Origin of the sequence: Paenibacillus ginsengihumi DSM 21568 (assembly GCF_000380965.1) — a bacterium.
Taxonomy (GTDB): domain Bacteria; phylum Bacillota; class Bacilli; order Paenibacillales; family NBRC-103111; genus Paenibacillus_G; species Paenibacillus_G ginsengihumi.
On sequence record NZ_KB905549.1, the window covers coordinates 1 to 10,078 of the forward strand.

9 protein-coding genes are annotated in these 10,078 nt (G+C 59.6%); 3 read left to right on the forward strand and 6 right to left on the reverse strand.

Annotated elements, in window-relative coordinates; translation table 11 throughout:
• A partial coding sequence (locus F591_RS31150; RefSeq protein WP_211217553.1) for a UPF0236 family transposase-like protein occupies positions 1 to 163 on the reverse strand: 163 nt, incomplete at its 3' end.
• A gap of 245 nt (positions 164 to 408) precedes the next feature.
• On the opposite strand from F591_RS31150, the gene asnB reads away from it, so the two are divergent.
• Entirely contained in the window at positions 409 to 2,253 is a 1,845-nt protein-coding gene (gene asnB / locus F591_RS0101310; protein ID WP_026326300.1) for an asparagine synthase (glutamine-hydrolyzing), read from the forward strand.
• A 209-nt stretch (positions 2,254 to 2,462) separates the two neighbouring features.
• Here the strand turns inward: asnB and F591_RS0101315 are convergent, their stop codons facing one another.
• The 3 genes from F591_RS0101315 to F591_RS0101325 form a co-directional block, all read right to left on the reverse strand.
• Complete coding sequence (locus F591_RS0101315) at positions 2,463 to 3,101, reverse strand: XTP/dITP diphosphatase (protein ID WP_019532777.1); 639 nt, start codon at positions 3,099 to 3,101, stop codon at positions 2,463 to 2,465.
• The gene (gene rph / locus F591_RS0101320) at positions 3,082 to 3,867 is read right to left on the reverse strand and encodes a ribonuclease PH (RefSeq protein ID WP_040740776.1); all 786 of its coding nucleotides are present in this window, start codon (positions 3,865 to 3,867) and stop codon (positions 3,082 to 3,084) included. Before rph ends, F591_RS0101315 begins: the two co-directional genes overlap by 20 nt.
• Before the next feature lie 155 nt (positions 3,868 to 4,022).
• Positions 4,023 to 5,066, reverse strand: a complete 1,044-nt coding sequence (locus tag F591_RS0101325; RefSeq protein ID WP_019532779.1) for a GerMN domain-containing protein — start codon at positions 5,064 to 5,066, stop codon at positions 4,023 to 4,025.
• Positions 5,067 to 5,237: 171 nt separating this feature from the next.
• Between F591_RS0101325 and F591_RS0101330 the strand changes: the two genes are divergently transcribed.
• Together F591_RS0101330 and F591_RS0101335 are read left to right on the forward strand one after the other, a co-directional pair.
• The gene (locus F591_RS0101330) at positions 5,238 to 6,137 is read left to right on the forward strand and encodes a GGDEF domain-containing protein (protein WP_019532780.1); all 900 of its coding nucleotides are present in this window, start codon (positions 5,238 to 5,240) and stop codon (positions 6,135 to 6,137) included.
• A gap of 43 nt (positions 6,138 to 6,180) precedes the next feature.
• Complete coding sequence (locus tag F591_RS0101335) at positions 6,181 to 6,696, forward strand: phosphatidylglycerophosphatase A family protein (RefSeq protein ID WP_019532781.1); 516 nt, start codon at positions 6,181 to 6,183, stop codon at positions 6,694 to 6,696.
• Positions 6,697 to 8,056: 1,360 nt separating this feature from the next.
• On the opposite strand, the gene F591_RS27105 is transcribed toward F591_RS0101335, so the two are convergent.
• On the reverse strand, positions 8,057 to 8,623 hold the full coding sequence (locus tag F591_RS27105; RefSeq protein WP_019532782.1) for a hypothetical protein: 567 nt from the start codon (positions 8,621 to 8,623) through the stop codon (positions 8,057 to 8,059).
• Positions 8,620 to 9,711, reverse strand: coding sequence for a Ger(x)C family spore germination C-terminal domain-containing protein (locus F591_RS0101345; protein ID WP_019532783.1), 1,092 nt, complete (start codon positions 9,709 to 9,711; stop codon positions 8,620 to 8,622). Before F591_RS0101345 ends, F591_RS27105 begins: the two co-directional genes overlap by 4 nt.
• Between the last annotated feature and the right edge of the window lie 367 nt (positions 9,712 to 10,078).

The window sequence follows — 10,078 nt, forward strand, 5'->3', positions numbered from 1 at the left end:
CTTCCTTTACTCGATAACGCTCTCGGTCCCGTTGCTCCAGGATCTGCTGATCCAGCGCCTCCAGTACCTGCTTCATCGCACGAGCGAATTCCTCCTGCATTTTCCGGAAAATCCATTGCTCAATCTCTTTCATCGTCGGCATTGTTGTGGTAAAGTGGCTCACAGGAGCTTCCTCCTTCTTGGTGTGTTGTGCGCAAACATCACTTTACCAAGGGAGAAGCTCTTTTTCTATATCCGCTTTTTCCAATTCCTACACCCACAGAGATTTTACACTATCGCCTTTTTTTGCTTGTTCCTGGGCGGACAGACATTATGCGCCTTCTTATCGCATACCCTTTATCATCATGCTGTCACTGTGGAACCGGCCTGTCAGCCGCGGGCATTCTTCAAGGGAAGGGATGAAGGCTAATGTGTGGATTAACGGGGTGGATTGATTGGAACAAAGACTTGACCCAGTACCCGTCCGTTCTCGAGCATATGACGGATACGCTCGCTCCGCGCGGCCCCGATGCATCCGGTACATGGATTACCCCGCACTGCGCGCTCGGCCATCGCCGGCTCAGCGTCATGGACCCGGCGAACGGAGCGCAGCCGATGAGCCGAAAGGCGGGCGAGAACACCTACGTCATCGTATATAACGGCGAGCTTTACAACGCCCCCGAGCTAAGGCGCGAGCTGGAGCTTCGCGGCCATGCGTTTCAGACGACATGCGATACGGAAGTGCTGCTCGTCTCCTATATCGAATGGGGAAAGGCCTGCGTCGACCGATTGAATGGCATCTTTGCCTTCGCGGTCTGGAATGACGAGGAGCAGTCGCTGTTTTTGGCCCGGGACCGGCTCGGAGTCAAGCCGCTATTCTACTCGTATATGAATGGAAGATTGCTTTTCGGCTCTGAGCCGAAGGCGATTCTTGCCCATCCGGATTTCCCCGCGGAAATCGGCTTTGAAGGTTTGGCCGAAATATTCGCCGTCGGCCCTGCCCGCACGCCCGGCCACGGCATCTACCGCAATATGCAGGAGCTGAGGCCGGGCTGCTGCATGCGGGTCGACCGCAGCGGGGCGAACGTGCGGACTTACTGGAAGCTGGAGAGCCGGCCGCATGAGGACGATGTCGATGCGACGGCGGAGAAGGTTCGCGAGTTGCTGAGCGACACGGTGCGCCGCCAGCTCGTTTCCGACGTGCCGATCTGCACGCTTCTGTCCGGCGGGCTCGACTCCAGCGCCTTGACGACCTTCGCTGCCCATCATTACCGGGAGTCCGGGCTCGGGCCGCTAAATACGTACTCGGTTGACTATGTGGACAACGACAAGCATTTTAAAGCGAACGCCTTTCAGCCGAACGCTGACAAGCCGTGGATCGCCCGAATGACCGAATATCTGGGCACAGAGCACACTTACGTCGAATTCGACACGCCGGAGCTGGTCGATTCGCTCAAAACCGTCGTGACCGCCCGCGACACGCCCGGCATGGCCGATGTCGACGGGTCGCTCTATCTGTTTTGCCGGGAAATCAAGCGCAACGCCACCGTGGCCATCTCCGGGGAAGCGGCGGATGAAATTTTCGGCGGCTATCCGTGGTTTCACCGCGAAGAGGCGCTGAACGCAGATACGTTCCCTTGGGCGCTCGCCACTGCCGAGCGGGTCGGCCTGCTGTCCCCCGATCTGGTCGACTGGGTGAAGCCGGAGCAGTACGTGAAGGACCGCTATGCCCAGGCGCTGAGCGAGGTGCCCCGGCTGGCCGGCGAAAACAAGCAGCAAAACCGGATGCGCGAGATGTCCTATCTGAACATCACCCGGTTCATGCCTACGCTGCTCGATCGCAAGGACCGGATGAGCATGGCGGTCGGGCTGGAGGTGCGCGTCCCCTTCTGCGATCACCGGCTTGTCGAATACGTCTGGAACATTCCGTGGGAAATCAAGACGGCCGGAGACCGCGAAAAGGGCATACTCCGCAAAGCGCTGCGCGGCGTGCTGCCCGAAGACGTGCTGACCCGCAAAAAAAGCCCATATCCGAAAACGCACAATCCGAACTACCTGGCCGCGGTCAGGACATGGGTGCTGGACATCTTGAACGATCCGTCCTCGCCGATTCTTCAGTTCATCGACGCCGCCAAAATTCGCCGGCTCGCGGAGGACGATCAGGGCCGCTTCAACCTCCCCTGGTTCGGCCAATTGATGACAGGCCCCCAATTGTTCGCCTATTTGGCTCAGGTGGATACCTGGCTGCGTCAATACCGCATTGTCGTGCGCTAATCTCCTTGATTCGCGGCGCGGAAAGATCTCCGCATGCGAAAAGAACATGAACCGCCGTTCATCTCTATATTTTATGGAGGACAAATGCCGGAAGCTTTGCGTATTCCTATTCCTTATAATATTCCTTATAAAAAAGACGGCCTCGCATAGCAGCGGTCTATGCGCAGAGCCGTCCTTCTGTCGTTCCCGTCATCTGCGGGGACAGTTGCTCAAATCAGCTTCCATAGCTGCTCGATCGCTTTCCCCCTATGGCTGATGCGGTTTTTCTCCGCCACGGTCAGCTCCGCCATCGTCCGGCCAAGCTCCGGCACGTAAAACAGCGGATCGTAGCCGAATCCGCCCGCGCCGCGCGGCGCGGACAAGATCCAGCCCTCGCATACGCCTTCGCTTTGAGCGGCAAGCTCGCCGGAAGCGTCCACCAGCGCGATCGAGCAGACGAATCTGGCGGTGCTGAGCGGCTGAATGCCGCCTGCCAGGCCGTGCGGCGCGGCGGGCGGACTTCCCCCGGCCGCGGCGAGCTCCGCAAGCAGCTTGCGGTTGTTCGCCTCGTCCCCGGCGCCCTCGCCCGCATAGCGGGCCGAATAGACGCCCGGCGCGCCGCCCAGCCTGTCCACGCACAGGCCGGAATCGTCGGCCACCACCGGGACGCCCAGATATCTGGCCGTAAAGCTGGCTTTGATCAGCGCATTCTCGGCGAATGTCGCTCCGTCCTCCGCAATGTCGGGAATGCCGGCAACGTCAAGCAAGCTCTTGACGGCCATGCCCTTGGCTTCGAAGATCGGCGCGAATTCCTTCACCTTGCCCGCATTGCGGGTGGCGATCACGACTTCAGCTCCGAGCCTGGACATGCGCTGCCCCTCCCAGCGCGGCAGTGGAGCCGCCGCCGATCCGCTGCGCGATCGGTCCGAGCGCCTGCTTCTGCGCTTCGATCATTGCGCGAATGCCGGATTCGCCCAAGGCCAGAAGCTGGTCCAGCTCCTGGCGGGAAAAAGGAGCTTCCTCGCCGGTCCCCTGAACCTCGACAAACTTGCCTTCGCCGGTCATGACCAGGTTCATATCGACCTTGGCTCCGGAATCCTCCTGGTAGTTCAAGTCCAGATGGGGAATGCCGTCCACGATGCCGACGCTGATCGATCCGAGAAAATCGGTAATCGGGAAGACGGGGAGCTGCTTCTCCGAGACCACCTTGTCCACCGCGATCGCCAGCGCGACGAACGAGCCTGTAATGGAGGTCGTGCGCGTTCCCCCGTCGGCCTGAATGACGTCGCAGTCGAGCGTGATCGTCCGTTCGCCGAGCGCCTCGAGGTTTACGACCGAACGAAGCGCGCGGCCGATCAGCCGCTGAATTTCCATCGTTCGTCCGCCGAGCTTGCCTCTGGCGGCTTCGCGCTGGTTGCGCACGGCCGTCGCCCGCGGCAGCATCGAATATTCGGCAGTGACCCAGCCGCGGCCCTGCCCTTTCATAAACGGAGGCACTTTCTCCTCTACGGTAGCCGTGCAAATGACCCGCGTATCCCCCACTTCGATCAATACCGAGCCTTCGGCGTGCTTGTTATAATTCGTCGTAATCGATACAGGCCGGGCCTGATCGTAAGCTCTTCCGTCTTTTCTCATCAGCAAATGTTTCCTCCTTTGACATCAACACAGTACATTGTATCAGAGAGCCGTTCCGACTTCCAGGCGGCCTTCCCGTCCAAAAAAAGAACCGGCTCCGGCGGCAGGCAGCGCCGCTTGCGGAACCGGGGGCAGGATGATGCTGTTCCTGCGCTTTATAGCTTGACCGGATTGACCGTGGTCGGACGGGTTACCGGCTTCGCATAATTTTCGTTGTCTGTGGCGCTGACCTTGGCTTCGCCGTTGACAAGAATCTGCACTTTCGTTTCGACTCCCGCATTTTCCGTCAGCGACAGGACGACCGCCTTGAGCGCTTCGGCCGGCGCCTTCTTATCCGGCCCAAGCATCGTATCGGAGAAATTGACCGTCACGATGTCCGCTTCCTTCTTGACCTCGAGCAGCTCTGAGCCCGGGGTCATGACCGCGGTCAGCCCCCTCCTCTCGTCCGGTCCGGCGATCAGCTGCTCGACAACCGCCTTCTCCAGATTATCGGTGCGTTTGATGAGCCGGGTTACCGGGACATAGTATTTGTATTCTGCCTGATTTTGACTCAAGAAATAAAGCGTCACCGGCGTCGATTGCCCGACCTCGACGCTTTCGGGCTTCTCCAGATTGATGCCCATCGCCCGGGTGAGCGCGTTGTCCAGCGGCGTGCCGTCATGCGGCATTTCCTTCAGAGCCGCCCCTTCGACGCGCAGCTGCACCTGGCTCACGGACGGAAATGCGGTCAGCGTCCACGTGATCGCCTCCAATATTTTTCGCTCGTCCTGAATGTTGTAATCGGTAAATTCCTTGGAGAAGTCGACAATCGCCAGCTTCTGATCTTTGACGATATTAATGCCCTTGACAACTGTCCCTTTAGGAAGGACGCTGCTGAAGCCGGCCGGAATTTTGCCTTCGGCCGGGCCTCCCTCAACCATATATTCCAAGGCAAGCTTGGCGGGTTCCATCGTTTTTTCCACCTCGATGGCGATCGGCGCGAGCATTCCTCTCTCGTCTCTGGCGTAGATGGTCACCGCCATCGGATTGGCGACGGCCGCGCTCACCGGCTGGACGTTCGCCGCGGCGCCTTCCGCGCCGGATTGCGGAGGATCGATCGGTTGCGATTGTTCCTTCGGTTCCAGTACCGAGCAGCCGGCGGTCAGCATCAGCCCGATGCCCGTGACGGCGGCCCATTTTGCCAGTTTGCCTGCTTTCATAGATTTTTTCCTCCTTAAGAGTAGCGTTCTTGATTCGGGTGTTGTCCGGTTTTACTCTTATGTATACGGCGTCTGTACAAGTTTATGACTAAGATTTGTCCAAGGGTGGGCGAAAGGCGTATAATAGCGTAATAAAGTCTGTGCTGTTCCTTTCATGAGGTGATGTGAGCTTTGGACAATCGTTACCCCCGCCTGCAGGACAACGAGTGGTTTCAGCAATGGTTTGGCAGCAGCGGCGATTATGCGCTCGTCTTCGATGAAAGCCTGGCCCCGGTGTACGCTTCTCCGGCCTGGGACAAGCCGGGGAATGAGAAACACTCCGCAGGCCGCGCCCCGATGCTGACGGACTACGTCCATGAAGACGATGCCGCCGGTCTGGCAGGCGCCGCGCTCCAACTGTTTCGTTCGGGCTGCCCTGCCGAGCTCGAATTCCGGATTCAGCCGCCGGGCCGAAAGCCGCTCTGGCTCAAAGGCAGGCTGTTCGCGCTGATGCCTTCGGACGGCCCGATGCTGGGCGCGCTGGCAGCTCATGACATTACAGCTTATAAAGAACAGATGCTCCAGCTCACCCATCTGGCCTATTCCGATCCGCTCACCGGGCTGCCGAACCGCCGACTGCTGATGGACCGGCTCCAGCAGAGCATGCTGTCTGCCAAGAGGCACCATCGTTTGCTGGCCGTGCTCTATGTGGACCTGGACGATTTCAAGCGGGTGAACGATCAACACGGACACTCTGCCGGCGACGAGCTGCTGCAGACCGCCGCGAAGCGGCTGCGCCGGTCGCTGCGAGATCCGGATACGGTGTGCCGAATGGGCGGGGACGAATTTGTCGTGCTGCTCGATCAGTTTGAAAACAAGAAGGATGTGGTCAAAATAATACAGCGCATCGCTGCCGCTCTAAGCGAGCCTTTCGAGCTGAGCGGCAGGTATATCGAGGTCACCTGCAGCATCGGCGGCGCGATATACCCGTGCGATGCCAGCACGGCCGATGCTTTGATTCATATGGCCGATACGGCGATGTATTCTTCCAAGCGTCATGGCAAAAACCGGTATGCTCTATACGGGGAATGAATGTCCGCTTCCCTATGAACTAGACAAGAGGAGGCTTCGATCTATGACCTACAGTCTAAATAGCCGCAAAGTAGCCGAAGCGGCCGCAGATTGGCTCGCAAGCCGCGGCGTCCAGCTCATGGACATCGCCGAACTGACTTATATTCTGCAAAAGGATTATTACGACGACCTGTCGATGGAGGAATGCTTGCACAGCGTCGAGCAGGTTCTGGCCAAGCGGGAGGTGCAAAATGCGCTGCTCACCGGCATCCAACTCGACAAGCTGGCCGAAGCCGGCAAGCTCGATTCCCCGCTGCAGGAGATGATCGAGCATGACGAGGGGCTGTACGGCTGCGACGAAATTTTGGCCTTGTCCATCGTCAACGTGTACGGAAGTATCGGACTGACCAGCTTCGGCTATATCGACAAGACGAAGCCGGGCATCATCAGCCGGCTGAACGATAAATCGGGCAAGCGAAAGCATACCTTCCTCGACGACATCGTCGGAGCGATCGCCGCCGCCGCCAGCAGCCGCATCGCTCACCGCAAGCAGGCGGAGAAGGAAGCGGAGGAACAGTAAAAGCCTGCTGAAGGTTTTTAGGCAGGCTGAACCTAACCTTGCCTTCGGCAAGGTTTTTTTTGCTGCGTAAGCGGTTACTTTATTGTGGTCGATTACTCAGCCGGACTCGGCCGATATTCAGCCGGGCAGCGACCGATCCCTTGCCGGCAGCCCCCAAACTCGGCGCTTGCGTTCGAGCTTCGCGGTATCGTGCGAACCCCGCGCTAGCGCCGCTGATCCTTGGTTGCATGCGAACCCCGCGTTAGCACGCTACTGCTCCTCGGTTGCATGCGAACCCCGCGTTAGCACGGCCCCTCCCAAACGGCACCCAGGCACATGTGGCTGCAAATCCTGCAAAAAATGCAACATTTTCCGTATCCTTCGCACAAGAGAAGGGGGAATGTTGCATTTTGTACAACAATTTGGGCTTGATTCGCTGCAATCCCGGGAATATCGTCCGAAATGTTGCATTTTATACAACATTTAGCAGCTAGTGCGAGTTATCCCCCGTTTTTGTTGTACAAAATACAACATTTGCTGATGGGCGGACGCGGTTTGGCCGTTTGGCAGGCCGTTATCGAAACTCGAACTGCAAGGCATGGCCTGAAAGCCAGCCTAAACCGAGGCTAAAAGCGGGCCAGGCAAGGCCTTATGGCTCCTTCCGGATCGCAACATCTTCTCTAACGCTTGTGACAAACGCTATTTTGATGAATCGGGCGCTTTTGAAACTGTAACGAAAATAAGCAACGCTATTTTGTCAAAAACGCTAATTTCGGTGCCCCAATATGCAGATTAAGGCAGCCGACAAGCGTTAGAATTTAGAATGACAAATTTGGGGGCAAATTAGCTCTGTGGCAAGCGTTAGCGAAAGCCACCACCAAGCGGAGACTAGCGAAACGAGCAACCCCCCGTCTTTGCTTTTTGCCGTGACCCAACAGCAAGCTATCCGCGTTTGCCGCGATTACCAGAAGCGAGCCGCGGGTTATGCCATGGCCGCCCTTCCATGCCCCTGTACGCAGGCCATTGGTTTAAGCCATTCTTCCGGTCTCGTCCCCGGAATACTGCGGTTTCTTGAACTATTCGCTCTGGGCTGCTTTCGTACTTTTTCTGCAGCGTCAAAAAACATGGGACGTTACTCGGAAGCAGCGCGGACTGCAGCCGAAGGTAACGCCCCTTGGAGATTTTGTCGCAAGACGGCGATCTGCCCGCCAAATGTCAGCTCGCTTGTCTTCGGCGCCCATCCGCGGCGGACACCGAAAGTGACGAGCGATAACGAAGAGAACGCTCGTCGGCGGTATCCACGAATCGAATTTTGTAGCGTCGCAGGAGACGACCGATGCCAAAAGGATCGCTCGCCATCGGCGGCTAACAGGGAAACGCGCTATTGTAGCGGAGCCAAAGTCGCCGCAATCGCCTCGATGTCTCTTTCGGCCAGCGAGCCGTCCAGCGAACGAAGCGCGATATAGGTATCGCCCATCTTCGTATATAGGGTCGGCTTGCCGCCGTCCTCCATCCAGCGGGCTGTCCCGGTCGCAAGCTTCACTTCCTTGGCCTCTCCCGCCTCGCCCGCAGGCTTCAGCTCCCGAGGAGACTCGATCAGCTCCATTTTCAGAAAAGTTAGTGTCATCGTTTTGTCCACGCCGGACGTCTGCACTTGGTTCAGCTTGTCGTCCTTGGCGATCTGCTGAGGCACGTACAGCGTCTTGAGCTCGGCAGCCTTCATGCTGTCCGTGAACGCCTGCTTCTCGGCATCGCCGAAAGCGGCCGGCACCAGCTCAGCGGCCGGCTGGCGCGATTGGCAGGCGGCCAGCGCAAGCAGGAGCATAAGGGCGATGAGCGCCCACCGCGCGCGGCGCAGCCCGGCTTTGAACTGATTTCGCCGCTCCTTTCCCGCACCTCTGTATCGAATACCGGATGCCTCCGGTCCTTGTATCTGTCGTTGGTTCATTTCCAAACACCTCCATCAATATTGACGCGTACTTCCACATCCGTCTCGGCGGCAGTCCACGCTTCCCGCCATCGATCCGGGTTCCATACTCCCCGATAGACGGAACGCAGCGCCTGCCCCAATCCGAGCGGGTCGGCGCCGTGCGCTTGAAGCTGCCGGAGAAGCCCGTGCACGCCCTGCACCGCGGCGGAGCGCACCGCGTCCGGCGAAGGCATGGTCCCGTTCGGCAGGGACAGTGGCTCCACCTCAAGCGCTACGCGCAGCTTGAAGCGCGGCTGGCGTAGCCCGCCACCGGCGTCCGCCTGCCAGCGGCAGCGGGCGGGAACTAGGCCGTCCGCGGCGGGAGAAGCTTGTCCCCGGCTTCCGGCCTCCGCCGCTGCAAGCTTGAGCGTAAGCGGGCTGCTGCCGCCGCGCAGGCAAGCCATCCATGCCGCCTCATCCTGCGATAATACTGCGGCGAATTGCCGCTTGCGAAACAGGACGGCGCGCACGGTGCGCTGGCCGTCCGCCGCAGCTTGCGACAGGAAGGGCAGCGCGGAGTCGCCCTCGGCCGGCGCAAGAGCCCCGGGGCGGCCCGGGAAGACGGATGGCGAAGCGGCCCAGCCGCCAAGCAGCTCCTTCAGCTGCGCGGCCAGCGCGGTGCCGCCCTGCCGCTCCAAAAACCGCTGCGCGGTTCCTTCCACGACGGCGAGCGCGACAGGCTGCCCGCTGCCCGCGCTGATCCGCCCGATCCGGCGCAGCCAGTCGCTAGGCATGCCGTGGGCGCGCGCCCACGCTTCGCCGATCAGAATCGCGGCGGGCGGCGCGGATCGCTCCCACTGCCAGGCGGCGTCCGCGAGCGAGACGAACGAGCGGGCCTGCAGCTTGCCGGCAGCAGACGCAGGCGCCGCCTCCATCCCGGTGGCCGCGCCCGCGGACAATACGCGAATGCCTCCGCCGCCTTCGTCAATGCCGACGATATAGCCGCCTCCGGCAGCGCTGCCACTCGCCTTGCCGCTGCATCCGCCGGCGCAGAACAAGCCGAGCGCCGCCAATACGGTTGCGGCTGCCCGGCGCGCCCGCCGCCTCTGTCCGCTATCGCCCCGCATAATCCCCGCGCCCCTTTCGGTCGGTCATGAACATACATTTCCCATTCGGATGTTCTACTAATGTCCAAATGAATGTATTTTTATTCCATGCCGCCTTACCATAGCGCTCTAAACGAGGGAAGTGCCTCGCGGTGCAAATCATTCATGCGGGCGTCCGCGGTCGGGTTCGCTCGTCTTCCAACGTCTCTTGTAAGCTGAACAAATAAATGCGTTCAGCCAGGGCGGCCGTGTGGCATTGTTGTTCCAAGCGCCGTTTGTTCCGAACAGCGTTGTCCCGAGCGCTGTTGACTCGAACGTTGCTGTTCCAAACGCCGTTGTTCCGACCTCTGTTGACCCGAACGCTGCTGTTCCAAACGCCGTTGTTCCG